This is a genomic window from Filibacter tadaridae (genome assembly GCF_900609045.1).
Lineage (GTDB): Bacteria > Bacillota > Bacilli > Bacillales_A > Planococcaceae > Sporosarcina > Sporosarcina tadaridae.
In genome coordinates, this window is the sequence record NZ_UXAV01000043.1 from 38,991 (window position 1) to 57,304 (window position 18,314).

General features: G+C 41.8%; 17 protein-coding genes and 1 riboswitch. All 17 genes read right to left on the bottom strand.

All coding sequences use genetic code 11. The features are described 5' to 3' along the window. Nucleotides 1-2: 2 nt before the first annotated feature. Nucleotides 3-452 carry a DUF86 domain-containing protein gene (locus FILTAD_RS12690; RefSeq protein ID WP_124071334.1) on the bottom strand — a complete coding sequence of 150 codons (450 nt, stop codon included), beginning with the start codon at nt 450-452 and terminating at the stop codon, nt 3-5. 122 nt (nt 453-574) lie between these two features. Then, a complete protein-coding gene (locus FILTAD_RS12695) occupies nt 575-895 on the bottom strand; it encodes a YutD family protein (RefSeq protein ID WP_124071336.1) in 321 nt (106 codons plus the stop codon). An 18-nt stretch (nt 896-913) separates the two neighbouring features. Continuing rightward, nucleotides 914-1,873, bottom strand: coding sequence for a lipoyl synthase (lipA, locus tag FILTAD_RS12700; RefSeq protein WP_124071338.1), 960 nt, complete (start codon nt 1,871-1,873; stop codon nt 914-916). 145 nt (nt 1,874-2,018) lie between these two features. Continuing rightward, complete coding sequence (locus tag FILTAD_RS12705) at nt 2,019-2,126, bottom strand: methionine/alanine import family NSS transporter small subunit (protein ID WP_124071340.1); 108 nt, start codon at nt 2,124-2,126, stop codon at nt 2,019-2,021. A gap of 12 nt (nt 2,127-2,138) precedes the next feature. Continuing rightward, entirely contained in the window at nt 2,139-3,680 is a 1,542-nt protein-coding gene (locus FILTAD_RS12710; protein WP_124071342.1) for a sodium-dependent transporter, read from the bottom strand. A gap of 187 nt (nt 3,681-3,867) precedes the next feature. Beyond that, complete coding sequence (locus FILTAD_RS12715; protein ID WP_124071344.1) at nt 3,868-5,442, bottom strand: Na+/H+ antiporter NhaC family protein; 1,575 nt, start codon at nt 5,440-5,442, stop codon at nt 3,868-3,870. 139 nt (nt 5,443-5,581) lie between these two features. After that, nucleotides 5,582-5,762: riboswitch (Lysine riboswitch) on the bottom strand. Between the two features lie 418 nt (nt 5,763-6,180). Further along, nucleotides 6,181-6,891 carry a sporulation protein YunB gene (gene yunB / locus FILTAD_RS12720; RefSeq protein WP_124071346.1) on the bottom strand — a complete coding sequence of 237 codons (711 nt, stop codon included), beginning with the start codon at nt 6,889-6,891 and terminating at the stop codon, nt 6,181-6,183. Between the two features lie 109 nt (nt 6,892-7,000). Beyond that, entirely contained in the window at nt 7,001-8,377 is a 1,377-nt protein-coding gene (locus FILTAD_RS12725; protein ID WP_124071348.1) for a bifunctional metallophosphatase/5'-nucleotidase, read from the bottom strand. 169 nt (nt 8,378-8,546) lie between these two features. Next, nucleotides 8,547-9,944: a Fe-S cluster assembly protein SufB gene (gene sufB / locus FILTAD_RS12730; protein ID WP_124071349.1), complete on the bottom strand. Its 1,398-nt coding sequence runs from the start codon at nt 9,942-9,944 to the stop codon at nt 8,547-8,549. 21 nt (nt 9,945-9,965) lie between these two features. Then, nucleotides 9,966-10,403 (bottom strand): Fe-S cluster assembly sulfur transfer protein SufU, encoded by a 438-nt coding sequence (gene sufU / locus FILTAD_RS12735; protein ID WP_124071350.1) that lies wholly within the window; start codon nt 10,401-10,403, stop codon nt 9,966-9,968. Continuing rightward, complete coding sequence (locus FILTAD_RS12740) at nt 10,393-11,622, bottom strand: cysteine desulfurase (protein ID WP_124071351.1); 1,230 nt, start codon at nt 11,620-11,622, stop codon at nt 10,393-10,395. The genes sufU and FILTAD_RS12740 overlap by 11 nt, the downstream gene beginning before the upstream one ends. Next, nucleotides 11,622-12,929, bottom strand: coding sequence for a Fe-S cluster assembly protein SufD (gene sufD / locus FILTAD_RS12745; protein ID WP_124071352.1), 1,308 nt, complete (start codon nt 12,927-12,929; stop codon nt 11,622-11,624). Before sufD ends, FILTAD_RS12740 begins: the two co-directional genes overlap by 1 nt. A gap of 19 nt (nt 12,930-12,948) precedes the next feature. Further along, nucleotides 12,949-13,728: a Fe-S cluster assembly ATPase SufC gene (gene sufC, locus FILTAD_RS12750; protein WP_124071353.1), complete on the bottom strand. Its 780-nt coding sequence runs from the start codon at nt 13,726-13,728 to the stop codon at nt 12,949-12,951. 241 nt (nt 13,729-13,969) lie between these two features. Beyond that, on the bottom strand, nt 13,970-15,199 hold the full coding sequence (locus FILTAD_RS12755) for a dicarboxylate/amino acid:cation symporter (RefSeq protein ID WP_124071354.1): 1,230 nt from the start codon (nt 15,197-15,199) through the stop codon (nt 13,970-13,972). A gap of 278 nt (nt 15,200-15,477) precedes the next feature. Further along, complete coding sequence (locus FILTAD_RS12760; RefSeq protein WP_124071355.1) at nt 15,478-16,323, bottom strand: MetQ/NlpA family ABC transporter substrate-binding protein; 846 nt, start codon at nt 16,321-16,323, stop codon at nt 15,478-15,480. A 27-nt stretch (nt 16,324-16,350) separates the two neighbouring features. Then, on the bottom strand, nt 16,351-17,019 hold the full coding sequence (locus FILTAD_RS12765; RefSeq protein WP_124071356.1) for a methionine ABC transporter permease: 669 nt from the start codon (nt 17,017-17,019) through the stop codon (nt 16,351-16,353). Further along, nucleotides 17,012-18,037 carry a methionine ABC transporter ATP-binding protein gene (locus FILTAD_RS12770; RefSeq protein WP_124071357.1) on the bottom strand — a complete coding sequence of 342 codons (1,026 nt, stop codon included), beginning with the start codon at nt 18,035-18,037 and terminating at the stop codon, nt 17,012-17,014. The genes FILTAD_RS12765 and FILTAD_RS12770 overlap by 8 nt, the downstream gene beginning before the upstream one ends. Nucleotides 18,038-18,314 lie beyond the last annotated feature (277 nt).

The following is an 18,314-nucleotide window of genomic DNA, read 5'->3' on the forward strand; positions in this document are numbered from 1 at the left end:
ATTCATTTCTCTTCCGGCAAAAATGCAGATACGGGCCCTAGTTCATTTTCAAGATAGTCGCGGACTTTTCCCGGGAACGTTCTGAGTTCTTCCATAGACTCATTTAATGTCTTTTCCACAGTATCCAAATCGACAGTAACAAAATCACGAATAATCATTTTACGAAGCTCGATTACACGTTTTAGCGGTTCGGCCATCTCAGTTGTAATAACACGTTCATCTTCCATAATATCAATAATGTCCTCATAGCTTCCCGGGTCACGCATGATAAATCCGTCAATCATCGCGTTTCCGACATCTATCATCATTTCAATTACGACATGGGCCAACCGTTCAAGTGCAAGTTCATGAAGCTTGTCTGCCCGCCACCCTTTTTCACTTAAGAACAATGCTAATAATTCGTCCATATGTTCAAGCACATCATTAATTTTTTTTCGGTCGACAAAATACATATAATTTCCTCCTTGTGTGTAACATAACTTCTTTTATGATACCATATTTTGAATGATGTACGCTCCTTCATACAAAACAAAAGACCCGTTTATCGATTATGCGAATCGATAAACGGGTCATCTTATTTTTCTACCGAAGAATCCTGTGTCGTTTGTAACACTTGTGGCACACGACCCATTTTTTCCAGTACAAAATAAGCACATCCGAAGTTACAATACTCAAAAAGATAATCTTGTAACGTGCCGATTTTTGTTTCATACGTTGCCTTTTGGTTCCGATCGTCGAAAAAACCTTTTAATCGAAGTTGACCGTATCCCCAATCACCAAGTATATAGTCATATTTAAGGAGTACATCGCTATATCTCGCAAGCAATGCTTCTTCATTAAACCCTTCACTATAGTTTGTAATTATTTTAAATTGCCAACCATCTAGTATAATCATTTTATCATCACCGCCATTTTAGCTTTGCAGTGTTGTTTCAAGCTGCTCATCACCTTGACGCTGTCTTTCTTTTGCGGCAGCATTCACTTGTTCATCAGCATGGTAACTCGAGCGCACGAGTGGTCCAGCTTCGCAGTGTGAGAACCCTTTGGACATTGCAATTGTTCTTAACTCCCCGAACTCTTGTGGAGAATAATATTTCTGTACTTTTAAATGTTTTGCTGTTGGTTGAAGATACTGCCCGATAGTCATAATGTCAACTTTATGTGCACGTAAATCATCCATCGTTTCAAGGATTTCCTCATGCGTTTCACCTAGGCCAAGCATCAGAGAAGATTTCGTAGGAATTTTAGGTTGCATTTCTTTTGCCCGAAGTAACAATTCAAGAGAACGATCGTATTTTGCGCGTGCGCGAACTCTTGGCGTTAGACGTCTTACCGTTTCAATATTATGATTCAGGATATCCGGTTTCGCGTCCATAAGACGTTTCAAGTTTTCGTAATCCCCACCCATATCCGATGGTAACACTTCAACTGTCGTGAATGGATTTTTGCGGCGAATTGCACGAACTGTTTCAGCAAACACTGCTGATCCCCCGTCTTTTTGGTCATCACGCGCAACAGCGGTTACAACCGCGTGCTTCAAGTTCATGAGTGCTACTGAATCCGCAACGCGTTCCGGTTCTGCCAGATCGAGTTCATTCGGTAGACCCGTCTTAACTGCACAAAAACGGCATGCCCGTGTACAAATTGCCCCTAGAATCATAAAGGTTGCTGTGCGACGTTCTCCCCAACATTCATGGATATTAGGACATCTTGCTTCTTCACATACTGTATTCAAGTTGTTCTCACGCATCATCTTCTTAAGATCCGTGTAGTTTTCATTTGTATTTAACTTAATCTTTAACCAATCCGGTTTTCTAATATGTTCAGCTTTTTTCCCTTGTTCTGGTCTGCAAGACACGATAATCGACTCCATTCCCAAAAACTAATAAAATAATTCTTTTGCTGATGTCAATGTATCATATATTCAGACTTCAAACAACCTTCACTGCCTATGCGAACCGGTGGCTACCCCTCCATTATACACCAAAAAGAAAGCGCCTGTTTAGAGGCGCTTTCCATCATGCACGACTTTTCGATTTTACTACTGCATAGGCAATACTTGCACCAAGTCCTCCCCATATCACAAGGATTCCAATAACCATCATTAAGATTGCTCCACCACTCATAACGAATCCCCCTTATTTTCCATCATAGTCATCAATTTGATGTGTATTTGGCTTCCATTTGAACAGTGTCAGTATGATTGCCATTACAAGTGCAAAAATAGCAACAGACCAACCGCCCGCCATAATGAATGAATCTGCGTACCCTTCATAATTCCCTATAACATTTCCATCACCATCTGTATGCTGTTTCAGCAAATTGATCTTCAAAAGTCCGAACATCATGTATCCAAGGACAATTGGTGTCACAACGCTTAAACAAATTTTCCACCATGCGCCAAGTTGGATATCCGATACCGAATTTGCATGATTTTCGAACGTACCCAATTTCTTGAACACCCACGAAATCATGATTACTTCAACTAGACCAAGTGCTGCAACACCGAATTGGTTGATGAAGTAGTCTGCTGCATCTAGGAAGAAGAGACCCCCTCGTGTCGCAAATAGTGTAGAAACAGACCCAGAAATTATTACTCCAATAATAACAGCTTTTTTTCGTGAGATATTAAACTTATCGGAAATACCTGCGATATATGTTTCACAAATGGAGACTAGTGATGTAAGTCCCGCTAAAACGAGAGATAGGAAGAACAGGGCTCCGAAAAACCCATTGAATCCCGGCATCTCATTGATAATTTGCGGGAACACAACGAACGCAAGACCAACTCCGGCGGTAGCAACTTCCCCTACTGCGACATTCGCTTGTGTTGCCATGAAGCCTAAAGCTGCAAAAACACCAATCCCTGCTAGAAGCTCAAAGCCTGAGTTTGCAAACCCTGTAATGAATGCATTGTTTGTTATATCAGACTTCTTAGGCAAGTAGCTCGAATACGTAATCATAATTGCAAAAGCAATTGATAAACTGAAGAAAATATGCCCGTAAGCAGCTACCCAAACCGTAGGATTCAGCAATTTAGTTAAATCCGGTTTGAAGAAAGCATCCAGACCGAGCATTGCCCCATCTAGTGTAACGGCCCTTATCACGACAAGTAAGAAGACGACGACCAATGTGGGAATGAAGATCCTGTTTGCCAACTCAATTCCCCGTTTAACTCCCGCAAACAAAATGATAAATGCAATTAGCCAAACGAGTAATAATGGGAACACGACTCCCGGAACAAATCCACCCGCTTGGCCAGGTGTTTCAGCCAAATTCAGTACATTGCCGTACAAAAAACTTTCCGTGTCTTTCCCCCATCTTAAGTTGAACGAGTAGACGGTATACTTCATCGCCCATGCGATGATGACCGCGTAATAGGTAGAGATTACAAATGCGACGAATATGCCCCACCACCCTATCCACTCCGCTTTTTTTCCACTCATTCGGAAAAAAGACAACGGTGCCGAGCCACGATACTTGTGACCCATTGTAAATTCCATTATTAAAATCGGTATACCCGCCGTTAATAGTGCAAATAAGTATGGTATGAAAAATGCGCCACCACCGTTTTCATATGCGACGTAGGGAAAACGCCATATGTTGCCAAGACCAACCGCTGAACCTACTGCAGCCATTATGAATCCGGCCCTTGTACCCCACTGCGAACGTTGTTCCATTTTTTCTCCCCCTTTTCCCTTTCATTCTCCTGGAATGAAGAATAGAAAGTTTGATATTTTCAGATTATTATATGATTTAAAGTTAGTATAAATGAATAACAGACTGTTGTCAAAATTTTTTTATATCAAACTACTATATTTAGGATAATAAAAAAGCGGTGACTGAACACCGCTTTTTTACCTGAAATTATAAGGAAAGCTGCATTGCAGCCTTTTTAGCTTTTATCGTCCAAACTGAAAATAGTATAGCGAGAATTAAAATTACTGTAAGTAAGCCTAACCATACCGACCCCGTAATTCCTAAAACAATGTAACCCGCTGCAGAAATCCCTGCACAAATCAGTGCGTATGGCAATTGTGTAGCCACATGATCCATATGATTACAACCCGCACCAGTTGAAGAAAGAATGGTAGTATCGGAAATTGGTGAACAATGGTCTCCGAAAACTGCGCCTGCAAGAACTGCGGCAAGTGCCGGTAATAACATTTCCGGTGCTGCATCTATCATAATTGTACCTGCAATCGGTAATAGTATACCGAATGACCCCCAAGACGTACCTGTAGAAAATGCCATTAACCCCGCAAGAATAAAAATAATGACTGGAAGGAACGCAACAGGCAGGTTCGCTTTGGTCACAACTTCAGATAAATATAACCCTGTTTCCAATAACCCGATTAGATAAGTCAATGCCCAAGCAAATATGAGTATTAATACTGCGGGCATCATCGCTTTCAAACCACTGGAAAACGCACGACCAATTAGGGCAGGTGTTGCAGTTTCGTTCTTTTTCATTTGCGACATGTAAAGAATTACGGCTATTGCAGTACCTGTAAGACCGCCAGTAAGCAATGCTTTCGGTACATCCGTATTTTCAAATATAGACCAGATGTTCATTGATCCACCTGCTACATACCCCGTCCAGACCATCATAGCAAAAGTTACTGCTACTAGCGCAACAATTGGTAGAACCAAATCACGTACACGTCCATGTTTATGAATCGGAAAGTCTTCTTTAAGTTGACCGGGAATTTCTTTCTCGGGATCATAAAGTTCTCCCGTTTCAGTTGCACGTTGTTCATGTTTTTTCATTTCAAAAAGATCAAAGTTTGTAAAAGCAAGGAACACCACCATTGCGAGCGTTGCTACCACATAAAAATTCATCGGGGCCATCATGACGAATGCTGACAACGGTGAGTAACTGATTGCCGCAACGCCGCCTAAAATAATAGCAAGCTGACCAATTAAGTAAGCACCCCAACTTGAAATCGGCGAAATAACACAAATAGGTGCCGATGTGGAATCGATGAAGTAAGCAAGCTTCGCACGTGAAATACGATGTTGGTCCGTAATCGGACGTGAGATCTGCCCTACAGCAAGTGCGTTAAAATAATCATCTACAAAAATCGCAATTCCAAGTACTACCGTTAATAGTTTAGCGCCGCGTTTTGTTTTAATGCGACTTACAGCCCATTCAGCAAATGCCCTACTGCCTCCTGACAAACTTACGAATGCAGTGATAACACCAAGTAAAAGTACAAATAGCATGATGAAAATGTTATACGTATTCAATTCACCGTCAGACCAGAAAGAGACAATCATTGCAGTCCACAAATTCTGTACCGATTCTGCAGGTGCGAATGACGCTGCTAGAATGGCAGCTGCAACGATACCCGCGCCAAGTGATAGCAATACACGCCTTGTAGCCAATACCATTACAATTGCGATAAGTGGTGGTAAAATCGATACCCATGTTCCAACCATTTCAAATTCCTCCATTTCGTCAGGATGAGGCCCTTTAGGGAAATAAAAAACCGACTACTATACGCACTAGTTGCATGCGTTAGGAGCCGGCCTTATCTACGTTTCGTTTGTCGGATAATTGATACTGCTTATCTAACCCACGATTTGTAGCTCATCATATGTCTATCTAGACATATGACAGTGCCATCCCTATTTGGAATGACCCCAGCCTGATGGATTCGACGATCCCATCAAACTTCGGCAAAGCTTCCTTTTACGCACGGTCATAGATGTCATTCTCTCGTGTGTGACTGATAAGCAATGCAGCCTCTACCTAATCGATATTTTCATTTCTATATTAGACTAACAATAATCGGATGCAGTTTCAACTCTTTTTAAAGATATTTATGTTGACATATTGAATCTTCTCAACACCGCTTTGGCGCTTGGGGATGCCTCCCGCAATAAGCCCAGACAGAAGACCGCTGTTAGTCTTATTGCTTCGGCTACCCCGGTAGGCGCCTTCTCCGGAGATTATATAGAGTAATTAGTTAACATAGATAGGTTCACAAAATCTAATTTTAGTAGGGATTTGATTGGGAATTTTCGTCCCTACTCAGGCGCTATCACTTTTCTTTACTGGCTAGTTCCAGCGCCTAGGGACTCGGGTCATAAGCCAACCCTGCTGGGCGGCAAAGGACGCCGCCCAGCAGGTCCGTCTTATGGCTGTCGTCCCTACCCAGGCGCTGGAACTTTTCTTTACTGTCCACCGCCAGATTTCATTGGTACTTCGAAGGATGGTCCTTCTCCGCCGTTCGTATAGATATCTGGAACTACGCCTTGCGTTAAACCCGACGCTACTAGAATCTTTTGTGTTATGGAGCTCTTCTTTGTTGCAAGAGGAACAATGATTTGCACATTCACTGTAAGGAGAACATTTATTTCCACGTATGCACTATTGATTCCAAACTCCGTGATTGTGGGCTCTATAGTCGAATGGACTTCACCGATAACATGGAAACGTATCGGGATTTTCGGTCCCAGGTTTCCTAGTAACGGAATATTCGTTGCCTGCCCTAGTGACACAAAGAAAACCACTCCACCTTGATCTTCCATCGCTTGCGGATCGAATTCGATATTATCTTCTTTCGGTAATAGTTCAATATTCCCCGCTTCAACCTGTTTGAGATGCATTTCTACAAGCTTATGCGTCTCGGACATCACTCTATTAATAACGTCCGTATTGAACTTTGTGGTTACTGTCCCTCCTTCCGACGGGATATTCTCGATAACATCATTTACTTCCAGTACATTTGCGGTCCTAGAACTGATTGCTTGGTTAATAACATGAGAAGCAATTTTTTTCGTTTGTACTTCTGCATATCGAACGTATGTCGGGGTGAGTCTTGCGTTTATAAAAATGAAAAACAGAACAATTGCAAGTATAATTGCTGGAATCAGGAACGGCATAATTTTCCTCTTTTTACGTCTGGACCTCCGACTAACTTGCCCCTGAAATTTCAAAACGACTCCTCCTGCTTCACATTATGCAGCAGGGGAGCCGTTCATTCTTCCATTGTCAATGTTTAAAGTGTTCCATTCCATACCATCCAAAGACATCGCGTATCAATTCTGGCATATAATACTCAATTTCTGCATCTTTGAGTGATGGGAAGAAAAATCCAAATGTGAACATATCAAGTGTAGCGAGCGTATAGTTCTGTCCAGCAACAACCTTCTGATTCCCGGCAAACAGCTGGCCTTCCCCGTCTTTATAAAGTCGTTCACGAATCATTGCACCCATTTGAGCACCTCTAAAACCAAGCCCTCTAACTTGAATATCAGGTAAATCCTCATTCAACGAAAGCTCATAAACCTCCGCCAAATCCGCCCCATCCAAGGTAATGGTACACGGGTTGATGGGATGCGGCAGAATTGAATGCAAATCACCTCGGGTCACCCATCCTTCTTCCAAATCATCAAGGAAAATACCTGCATTGAACATGACACAGTCTGCTTTTGTATAGGAAAGAAGCGCTTTACTGAAAAATGATGTTAGCGGTCCGTCGGAAAATAGTTTTCGTGGCATTTGTTTAGGATTGTAAAAAACGGGTTCCGTTAATCTCCCTTTTCCAATTTCCATCAGGTAAATAAAGTCTTCCCTATCAATTGTTGATTTCTCCAATAGTTCAGTTTGATAAAGCTTTGCTTCTTGGTGATTTATTTGATGGGTAGCGCAATTATATTCTATCGTTACATGCCCGACATACTCTCCGTATTTCCCCGTTGCTGCCAATAAGGAATTATTAATCTGTTTTCCTTCATGGAAAAGATGATGGGTATGGGCGCCTAAAATAACATCAATGCAATTGCACTCGTTTGCTAAGCGTTCATCTTCTCCAATACCCATATGTGATAAGCAGATTAGTAGATCCGTTTCACCCTTAATTTGTTCTGCTAGCTTTTTCAACTGCTCCCGTGGTGGAGTTATTTGCCATCCTAATTTTGAATAGAACAGTTGGTATTCTGCGGTTGCACCGATGATGCCCACCTTTGTTCCGTTTGCTGTGCTGTATAGTTTATAGGGTACCAGCCATTCAGGCCTTTCCCCATTATCTTTAAATAAATTACCTAGGATTACATCAAACTGTGCATCCTTATAGAGGGAAGTCAACGCGTCATGGGACATCGTAATGCCTTCGTTGTTACCAATCGTAACTGCATCATACCCGGCCCTATTTAACAGTTCGACGTTCCCTTTCCCATTTGTCGCTTCCGTAAATGGATCCGACCGATCTACATAATCACCAATATCAAACACAAAACAGCTCTCTTCAGCCGATTCATGCAGGCTTTTTCGACTTTGAAGAAACCTGCTTATTTCAGGCCAACTTTCAAAATGACTATGTATATCATTTGTGTGATAGATGTGGATTTTATCTATATTATTTTCCATTGTTTAGCCTTCACCCCCATAAACCATCAATTATTCAGCTAGTCTTGAACCCACACAAAATATAGTTAAAGCAGTATGACTAGTTTACCACATTGCTTATTTGCTCTGCGGAAATTGAATTGAATGCAAAAAAACCGACCACATGGGCCGGCTTTTGAGTTGTTTATAGTTACCCGATTGAACCTTCCATCTCGAATTTAATGAGACGGTTCATCTCTACAGCATATTCCATCGGCAATTCTTTTGTGAATGGTTCGATGAAGCCCATAACAATCATTTCCGTCGCTTCAAGTTCCGGAACACCGCGACTCATTAAGTAGAAGAGTTGTTCCTCTGAAACTTTGGAAACTTTCGCTTCGTGCTCAAGTGAGACATTATCATTAAAGATTTCATTATATGGAATTGTATCCGATGTTGACTGGTCATCCATGATAAGCGTATCACACTCGATATTTGCACGTGCACCATCCGCTTTTCGTCCGAAATGGACAATCCCGCGATAGGTTACTTTACCACCATGTTGTGAAATCGATTTCGATACAATTGTAGATGACGTATTTGGAGCCAAATGCGTCATTTTAGCGCCTGCATCTTGGTGTTGGCCTTTACCGGCAATTGCAATGGACAATGTCATTCCACGCGAGCCTTCCCCTTTAAGGATGACTGCAGGGTATTTCATAGTCAGTTTTGAACCGATGTTACCATCAATCCATTCCATCGTTGCATTTTCATCACAAACAGCACGTTTTGTAACAAGGTTATAAACGTTGTTCGCCCAGTTCTGGATAGTCGTATAACGACAATATGCATCTTTTTTAACGATGATTTCTACAACCGCACTATGCAATGAGTTTGTTGTGTAAACAGGAGCTGTACAGCCTTCAACGTAATGAACGCTTGCGCCCTCATCCACAATAATAAGTGTACGTTCAAACTGCCCCATGTTTTCCGAGTTGATGCGGAAATAGGCTTGAAGTGGTGTATCCACTTTCACACCCGGTGGTACATAGATGAATGATCCGCCGGACCAAACAGCTGAATTGAGTGCGGCAAATTTATTATCTGCACTTGGAATTGTTTTTCCGAAATACTTTTTAAACAGCTCTTCGTTTTCTTTCAAAGCTGAATCCGTATCTTTAAACACAATTCCTAAATCTGTAAGTTCTTCTTTCATATTGTGATAAACAACTTCAGATTCATATTGCGCAGAAACACCTGCAAGGTATTTTTGTTCAGCTTCAGGAATTCCGAGTTTATCAAACGTGCGTTTGATTTCTTCTGGAACTTCATCCCATGAACGTTCTGTTGCTTCAGACGGTTTTACGTAATACGTAATTTCGTCAAAGTTAAGGGAGTTTAGATCTCCGCCCCATTGTGGCATTGGCATTTTATAAAACAAGTCCAACGCTTTTAGGCGAAAGTCGAACATCCATTGAGGTTCTTGTTTCATTTGCGAAATCTGTTCAACGATTTCACGTGTCAAGCCACGTTTCGAACGGAAAACAGAGACGTCTTTATCAGCAAAGCCATATTTATAATCGCCGATATCCGGCATTTTCTTAGCCATTAATATTCCTCCGTCCTCAATTTACTCAGAGTCGCTTCCGACCCCTTTTTCCATTGCCTTCCACGCAAGTGTTGCACATTTAATGCGTGCAGGGAATTTGGAAACGCCAGTTAGCGCTTCAAGATCTCCAAGGTCCATTGTGTCGTCGACTTCTTTACCAAGCATCATGTCTGAAAAAGTATGCGCAGCTTGTAAGGCTTCATCTACTTTCTTACCTATGACTAACTGTGTCATCATTGACGCAGATGCCATAGAAATCGAGCAGCCCTCGCCATCGAATTTGGCATTTTTCACAATGCCATCGTCCACTTGCAACGTCAAATGAATGACGTCTCCACAAGTCGGATTATTCATATCGATAGTTACATTGCTTTCATCGATGATTCCTTTGTTTCTCGGGTTCTTATAGTGGTCCATAATAACCGAGCGATATAACTGATCTAAATTTTTAATAGACATCGTTGAAATACTCCTTTGCAATGCGGAGTCCGTCCACGAGGCGGTCAACGTCTTCTTCCGTGTTGTAAATATAGAAGCTGGCGCGTGCAGTGGACGACACTTCCAACCACTTCATAAGCGGCTGTGCGCAGTGATGACCTGCTCTAACAGCAATTCCGTGCATATCAAGTACAGTTGCAACGTCATGTGGATGTACATCATTCAGATTGAATGTGACCATCCCTGCACGTTTCCCAGGATCAAGCGGACCGTAAATTGAAAGTCCTTCAATTTCAGACATGCGTTTCATCGCATAGCCTGCGAGTTCGTGTTCATGGCGTTCAATGTTATCCATCCCGATTTCCTCAAGAAAATCGATTGCAGCGCCTAGACCAATTGCCCCTGCAATGATCGGTGTACCACCTTCAAATTTCCAAGGGAGCTCTTTCCACGTTGAATCATAAAGGCCGACAAAATCAATCATTTCGCCGCCGAACTCAACCGGTTCCATGTTGTTGAGTAATTCCTTTTTGCCATAGAGAACACCGATGCCAGTAGGACCGCACATTTTGTGGCCTGAAAAGGCTAAAAAGTCACAGTCAAGAAGCTGAACATCAATTTTCAAATGCGGAGCAGCTTGAGCGCCGTCAACTACCATGACAGCACCATGTGAATGAGCAATTTCGGTTATTTCTTTTATTGGATTCATGGTCCCTAATACATTGGAGACATACATAATGGAAACGATCTTAGTCCGTTCTGTAATGACTTCGCGAACCTTTTCAAGTGACAGTGTACCGTCTTCTTCAAGATTGACGTATTTTAATACTGCCCCTTTTTCTTTCGCCAACTGTTGCCAAGGTATGATATTGGAATGATGCTCCATATAGGTAATGACGATTTCATCGCCCTCACCTACATTAGCTCGTCCATAACTTTGTGCTACCATATTTAGTGCAGTCGTCGTTCCACGCATGAAAATAACTTCTTCTGTTGATTTTGCATTAATGAATGCACGCACTTTATCACGTGCATTTTCATAACCTTCTGTAGCCCGGTTTCCGAGTGTATGCACACCCCGGTGGACATTTGAATTATCCAAACTGTAGTAGTTGCTAAGCGCATCTATTACTTGCTGAGGCTTTTGGGATGTCGCAGCACTATCTAGATAAACAAGTGGATGGCCATTAATTTCTTGGTCAAGTATCGGGAAATGTTTGCGGATCTCCTTGTTGAGCATTAGCGCACTTTCCTTTCGATAACCTCCGTCAATTGTTTCTTAACGCCTTCGATCGGTAATTTACTAACGACTGGCGCAAGGAAACCATGGACGACAAGACGTTCCGCTTCGTGTTTCGAAATCCCACGGCTCATTAAATAGAACAATTGCAGTGGGTCTACACGACCAACCGAAGCAGCATGACCCGCTGTTACATCATCTTCGTCAATAAGAAGAATCGGGTTTGCATCTCCGCGTGCTTTTTCACTGAACATAAGAACGCGTGATTCTTGAACAGCATTCGATCTAGTTGCGCCCTTTGCAATTCGTCCGATTCCGTTAAAGATTGCGGATGATTCATCCAGCATGACACCGTGTTTTAAGATGAACCCTTCAGTATCAAGTCCGAAATGGACAATTTCAGTCGTGAAGTTTTGTTTTTGTTTACCGCGGCCTACAACGACAGTTTTCATGTCACAATGTGAACCATTGCCGATAAGTTGTGTTATATTTTCAGAAATCGTATCACTATCGTTCATCAAGCCAAGTGCCCAGTCAATGCGGCTATCACGACTTGCGACTCCTCTACGATTTACATATGTTGTGAATCCTTTTGCAAGAACATCAACCGCACCGTAAGTGATTTGTGCATTATCGCCTGCAAACACTTCGGAAATGATGTTCGCTAATCCTTTTGCTTCGTCTACAGTCGACAAGTAGTTTTCAACGTAAGTCACTTTACTATTTGCTTCTGCAACTAGAAGAACATGGTTGAAAAGAGACGCTTCGTCATTATCATGTAGGAATAATACTTGAAGTGGCTTTTCAACGACAACGTTTTTTGGAATATATACGAAAACGCCGCCGTTCATAAGTGCTGCATGAAGTGCAGTCAACTTATTTTCATCCACATTGACGCCATCTGTCATGTAATACTTTTTCACAAGCTCACTATGCTCGCGAGATGCAGTGAAAATATCTGTCATGATAACACCCTGTACTTTCAACTCTTCAGAAAGTGAAAGATATGCTGGTGTGTTATTATGTTGCACATAAATATTTTTTTGTTCGTCTGCATCGACAATTGCACGTGCTTCTTCAGGAAGCTCGCTCAACGCGGCATACAAGGAAGATTCCACTGCATGCACAGGGAACTCCGTGAAGTTCCATTTATCAATCTTTGTTTTATCTGGTTTCGGCATTGGAAGTTGTTCCACTTTTGCTAATGCGTTTGTACGGAAATCCGCCATCCAATCAGCTTCATTCACTTTCACGGAATAGGAGTGGACGTCCTGTTCGGTCAATGCCACTTTAGTTTCAACCGTCATTTTGAATCGTCCCCCTTTCTTAAACTTCTAGCTCGACAGTTTCGTCTACAATACCTAGTTCTTCTTTGATCCAGTCATACCCTTGCTCTTCGAGTTTCTGAGCTAGTTCAGCGCCACCGGATTTCACAACTTTCCCTTGCATCATTACATGGACTTTGTCTGGTGTAATGTAGTCAAGAAGACGTTGATAATGCGTGATGATTAAGCAACCGAACTTTTCTCCGCGCATTTCATTGATGCCTTTTGAAACAATTTTCAATGCATCGATATCTAGACCTGAGTCAATCTCATCTAGTATTGCAAATTTAGGTTTCAACATCGTAAGTTGAAGGATTTCGTTACGTTTTTTCTCGCCGCCTGAAAAACCTTCGTTCAAGTAACGAGTCGCCATATCTTCATCCATTTCAAGAATTTCCATTTTGCTATCCATTTCACGAATGAATTTCATCAATGGAATTTCGTTGCCTTCTTCACGTTGTGCGTTAATCGCTGAACGCAAGAAGTCGGCATTCGTAACACCCGTAATTTCGCTTGGATACTGCATGCCTAAGAAGATTCCAGCGCGAGCACGCTCGTCCACTTCCATTTCTAAAACATCTTCACCGTCAAGTGTAACTGTACCTAAAGTCACTTCGTATTTAGGATGACCCATGATTGCTGATGCAAGAGTGGATTTCCCTGTACCATTCGGCCCCATGACTGCATGGATTTCATTTGTATTGATCGTCAAGTTGACGCCTTTTAATATCTCTTTACCTTCAATTTCTACGTGAAGGTCTTTAATTTCCAAAGTCGACATTCCAATACCTCCAATATGTTAAAGATGAATGGATATCCATTCTCTATTTAGTATCATTCTAATCTTAACTGATAATGCAGTCCCTTGCAAATCATTAAGAATGATAAGGCTTGAACTGATTATACTTAATTCAAGACTTACACAAAGGCTTTTCACTTATTCTCAGATACTTTCATATGTCCACATTTCATTGAGAATCAATGTCATCTAAAAAGCCGATGCACGAAGCATCGGCTTTTCATTATAGAGCTACTTGTTCCGGATCATCATCTGTTTCACTGTCAATTCCATCCACTTTTTTTGTGAACTTATCAACAATCATAGCTAGTGCGCCGTCGCCCGTTACATTAGTCGCTGTTCCAAAGCTGTCCTGTGCCATGTAAAGAGCAATCATGAGTGCAACCATCGATTCATCAAAACCTAGCATTGTGCTAAGAAGTCCAGTCGCCGCCATAACAGCGCCACCTGGAACACCAGGAGCTGCTATCATTGTGACACCCAGCATGAAGATGAATGGCAAGTACTTCGCAAATTCAACGGGTGATCCATTCATCAGCATGACGCCAATTGAACAAGAGACGAGTGTAATTGTACTTCCCGATAAGTGAATTGTTGCAAATAACGGGATTGTGAAGTCCGTTACTCGTTTAGATGCGCCAGTTTCACGTGCCTGCCTCAATGTAACCGGTATCGTAGCAGCAGACGATTGTGTCCCGAGTGCAGTGAAATAAGCAGGTGCCATCGTTTTCATCAGCATAAACGGGTTCCGTTTGGACAATGAACCTGCGATTGTGTATTGAATCGTCAGCATAAGAAGGTGAAGAATGATAATCATGACGAACACCATCGCGAATATGGATAGAACTTTACCCACTTCTCCGGTATACGTCATATTGAGGAATATCCCGAAAATATGTATGGGTAATAGCGGGATAATAACGTATGTTATCACTTTTTCGATGAGAACATTAAATTCATCGAACACGGCAAGCAATGATTTACTGCCAATCGAAGCCATTCCTATACCGAACAAGAATGCGAAGATCAAGGCGGTCATGACCCCCATGACAGGTGTCATTTCCAATTCGAAAAATGCTTCTCCCGGAGCTCTACCCGCGTTGTCAATACCCGCACTTCCAATACCATCGATAAATCCGGGCAATACTGTCGATGCCACTAAGAATGCGAAGATCCCCGCAACAATTGTAGAAGCATAGGCGATTACTGTTGCAAACCCCAACAACTTCCCGGAACCTTTACCAAGTTTAGCAATCCCGGGCGCTATGAATGCAATAATGATTAACGGAACAATGAAATTCAGAAAGCCACCGAAAATCATGTTAAATGTCGCAAATAAACTTACGAACCAATCCCCAAAACCTTCATGAATCTTCGGAATAAGGATTCCAAGCCCAACTGCTAGCGCAATCGCAATAATAATGCGCCAAATAAGACCGATTTTAAATTTCATCAAAATGCCTCCTTTTTAAGTTATTCTATGTATATTGGTTGAAAGAAAGTAGCTATATATGTTGACATAAAGAATTCTTTCAACAACGCTTGGCGCTTGGAGATTATATAGAATCATACGTTCAACATATATAGTATTCTCATTTAGACTATCATAACCTTTCAACTAGTGGAACAACATATTTTCTTCTACCCTATTAAAGTATTAAAACTGAATGCCATTAACTAAAAAGGGTTAAAAAAATCCGCCAATCAAATTGATTGGCGGATTACTTCTTCTTATTTTACCGGTACGACTGAGCCGCCCCACTCTTTCATGATGAAGTCTTGGATTTCTTTTGATTTTAACACTTCTACTAATGCTTTAATCGCTTCATTATTTTCATCGCCTTCTTTTACAGCGATAATGTTGACATACGGAGAGTCTGTATCTTCAATCGCTATTGAATCCTCAAGTGGGTTTAGCCCCACATCGATTGCATAGTTCGAGTTGATAAGTACAGCATCACCTTCACCTTCTTTGAACATTGTTGGTAATAGTGCTGCTTCATAGTCTGCGTCAAATTCAATATTTTTCGGATTATCGATAATATCTTTTACTTCAGCTTTTGCTTTATCGACCCCATCAGCGAGCTTGATTAGACCTTTTGTTTCAAGCATTGCAAGTACTCGTCCATGATCGGCAACTGAGTTACTTATTAGAATTGTTGCACCTTCAGGTAATTCTTCAAGCGACTTATATTTTTTAGAATAAACGCCGATTGGTTCAATATGGATGCCACCTGCGTTTGCAAATTTATAGCCGAAATCAGCAATTTGCGTTTCAAAGTATGGAATGTGTTGGAAATAGTTTGCATCAATTTCTCCCGATTCAAGGTCTTTGTTTGGTAAAACATAATCTTGATACTTTTCGATTTCAAGATCGAAACCCTTTTCTTTCAATAAAGGTTTTGCTTCTTCAAGAATGATTGAATGTGGGGTATTGGATGCACCAACAACAATTTTTGTATCTTCTTTCTTTTCCCCGTCACTTGCATTTTTATCCCCTTCGTTATCCTTTGTCCCGCAAGCTGCTAATGCAAGTACGAGAACTGCCAATAGAATTCCTGTCAATAATTTCTTCATATACAATCTCCTCTTTTCTCTGTGATTTTATCTCTTATCCATTTTCTTCACTGCTAGGTCTCCAATGAATTGGATAATGAACACAACAATTAAAATAAGAATAGTCGCCATAAGCGTTACGTCTGCTCGGTTTCGTTGGAATCCATCCAAATAGGCAAGTGTACCAAGACCACCCGCACCAATGATTCCTGCCATCGCAGTGTAACCCACGAGCGCAATTGATGTTACTGTAATTCCCGAAATAAGTGCAGGCATGGATTCCGCTAAAAGTACTTTGAAAATGATTGTCCTAGTTTTAGCTCCCATCGACTTCGCAGCCTCAATGACACCTTTATCGATTTCCTGTAAGGCAATTAAGACCATTCGTCCGTAAAACGGGGCCGCACCAATAATAAGTGCTGGCAACGCTGCGTTTGGTCCACGGACCGTACCGATAATGAATTGCGTAAATGGAATAAGTAATATGATTAAAATGATGAATGGAATTGACCGAAACAGATTGACAATCGCTCCAGTAATCGTATTGACAATCTTATTTGACCATAGTTGACCAGGTCCTGATAAAAAGAGTAAAACACCAAGTACAAGTCCGATGACAAATGTGAGGAATGTTGAGACAGCTGTCATATAGAGCGTCTCTTTAGTCGCCTCCCACATCGCCGTCCAGTCAACATTCGGAAAAAGGTTTTCAAACATTGCTGATCACCTCCGTCCGGACATCTTTTTCATTAAGATATTGGATTGCCTTGCCAATGACTTCTGCATCCCCGACTAGTTGAAGAATAAGTGTGCCGTATGCACCACCGTGGGTATGAGTTATATTCCCTTGTACGATATTTACATCGATAGTGAATTCTCGGATAAGGCTTGCCAATACAGGTTGTTCTGTGCGCTCACCAACAAAAACAAGCTTGATAAGTGTGCCAGAAGGGATTTCTTCTTTAAGATGTTCTATTGCCTGTTTTGCTTCAACAGGTTCTGTAATCTGAGATACGAATCGTTTCGTAATTGATTCTTGCGGCTCCTGGAACACCTTAAGGACATCCCCTATCTCAACGACTTTTCCCGCTTCCATTACCGCAACTCTGTGACAAATTTTTCGTATGACATGCATTTCATGCGTTATCAATACAATTGTAAGTCCTAATCTTTCATTGATTTCTGTCAGTAGGTTAAGAATTGAATCTGTTGTTTCAGGGTCTAGTGCCGATGTTGCTTCGTCACAAAGTAGCACTTCGGGATCATTCGCAAGTGCGCGGGCAATGCCTACACGTTGCTTCTGCCCCCCTGATAGCTCTGAAGGGTAGGCATTTTCTCTACCACTCAAACCGACAAGGTCTATTAGTTCCGCTGCTTTTCGCTCACGATCTGCTTTTCGAACACCTGCAATTTCAAGTGGGAACATGATATTTTCCTTTACAGTACGTGACCAAAGTAAGTTGAAGTGTTGGAAAATCATGCTCACTTTTTGACGTGCTTCCCGTAGTTCCTTGCCTTTAATCGCCGATATTTTACGACCGCCTATTGTGACATGCCCTGATGTTGGCATTTCAAGCCCGTTCAGTAATCGGATCAATGTACTTTTTCCTGCACCACTATAGCCGATGATGCCAAAAATTTCACCATCCGCAATTTCGAGCGTTACATTATCGACTGCTGAAATACTGTCTGGTCCCTCTCCGAACCGTTTAGTAATATCTGTTAAATGAATCATCTTTTTCACCTCTGGAAGTTTATCTTTGTTAAGTGCCTGTCGCGTCTTAGCAGGTCCCTTTCGCTTTTCATTGTCTAGCTACAGGCGCCAGACGCTCGGGTCATAAGTCATTTTGCTGTGGTGGCTGAAGTACGCCTCCTCGCAAACTGTCTTATGCCTGTCGCGTCTTAGCAGGCGCCTTTCGCTTTTCATTGTCTAGCTACAGGCGCCAGACGCTCGGGTCATAAGTCATTTTGCTGTGGTGGCTGAAGTACGCCTCCTCGCAAACTGTCTTATG

Bases quoted from the DNA above. Each gene is read 5' to 3' on its own strand.
- FILTAD_RS12690 (WP_124071334.1), bottom strand. From the start codon at position 452: ATGTATTTTGTCGACCGAAAAAAAATTAATGATGTGCTTGAACATATG.
- FILTAD_RS12695 (WP_124071336.1), bottom strand. From the start codon at position 895: ATGATTATACTAGATGGTTGGCAATTTAAAATAATTACAAACTATAGT.
- lipA (WP_124071338.1), bottom strand. From the start codon at position 1,873: ATGGAGTCGATTATCGTGTCTTGCAGACCAGAACAAGGGAAAAAAGCT.
- FILTAD_RS12705 (WP_124071340.1), bottom strand. From the start codon at position 2,126: ATGAGTGGTGGAGCAATCTTAATGATGGTTATTGGAATCCTTGTGATA.
- FILTAD_RS12710 (WP_124071342.1), bottom strand. From the start codon at position 3,680: ATGGAACAACGTTCGCAGTGGGGTACAAGGGCCGGATTCATAATGGCT.
- FILTAD_RS12715 (WP_124071344.1), bottom strand. From the start codon at position 5,442: ATGGTTGGAACATGGGTATCGATTTTACCACCACTTATCGCAATTGTA.
- yunB (WP_124071346.1), bottom strand. From the start codon at position 6,891: ATGCCGTTCCTGATTCCAGCAATTATACTTGCAATTGTTCTGTTTTTC.
- FILTAD_RS12725 (WP_124071348.1), bottom strand. From the start codon at position 8,377: ATGGAAAATAATATAGATAAAATCCACATCTATCACACAAATGATATA.
- sufB (WP_124071349.1), bottom strand. From the start codon at position 9,944: ATGGCTAAGAAAATGCCGGATATCGGCGATTATAAATATGGCTTTGCT.
- sufU (WP_124071350.1), bottom strand. From the start codon at position 10,403: ATGTCTATTAAAAATTTAGATCAGTTATATCGCTCGGTTATTATGGAC.
- FILTAD_RS12740 (WP_124071351.1), bottom strand. From the start codon at position 11,622: ATGCTCAACAAGGAGATCCGCAAACATTTCCCGATACTTGACCAAGAA.
- sufD (WP_124071352.1), bottom strand. From the start codon at position 12,929: ATGACGGTTGAAACTAAAGTGGCATTGACCGAACAGGACGTCCACTCC.
- sufC (WP_124071353.1), bottom strand. From the start codon at position 13,728: ATGTCGACTTTGGAAATTAAAGACCTTCACGTAGAAATTGAAGGTAAA.
- FILTAD_RS12755 (WP_124071354.1), bottom strand. From the start codon at position 15,199: ATGAAATTTAAAATCGGTCTTATTTGGCGCATTATTATTGCGATTGCG.
- FILTAD_RS12760 (WP_124071355.1), bottom strand. From the start codon at position 16,323: ATGAAGAAATTATTGACAGGAATTCTATTGGCAGTTCTCGTACTTGCA.
- FILTAD_RS12765 (WP_124071356.1), bottom strand. From the start codon at position 17,019: ATGTTTGAAAACCTTTTTCCGAATGTTGACTGGACGGCGATGTGGGAG.
- FILTAD_RS12770 (WP_124071357.1), bottom strand. From the start codon at position 18,037: ATGATTCATTTAACAGATATTACTAAACGGTTCGGAGAGGGACCAGAC.